The sequence below is a fragment of the Larkinella sp. C7 genome (assembly GCF_006149005.1).
Lineage (GTDB): Bacteria > Bacteroidota > Bacteroidia > Cytophagales > Spirosomataceae > Larkinella.
Window position 1 is genome coordinate 1 of sequence record NZ_VBSL01000105.1, and the last position, 245, is coordinate 245.

A 245-nucleotide genomic window follows, 5' to 3' on the forward strand; every position below is an offset into this window, starting at 1 on the left:
GGAATACCTAACAGGTCAGGTTATTGCCATTGATGGTGGCATGACCATGCAAGGTTAATCAGAGCTTTTCACTCTTCGAAAATCAGAGAATTCGTCGTTAACTCGTTTTATCATACACTGGTACCATCTGTAGCTTTTGATTTTCATTGAGTTTTACATAAAAATAATCCAAAAAAGATAGAGGAACTATTATGACTTTTAATCGCGTTGTTGTAACAGGTTACGGTGTCACATCACCAATTGGA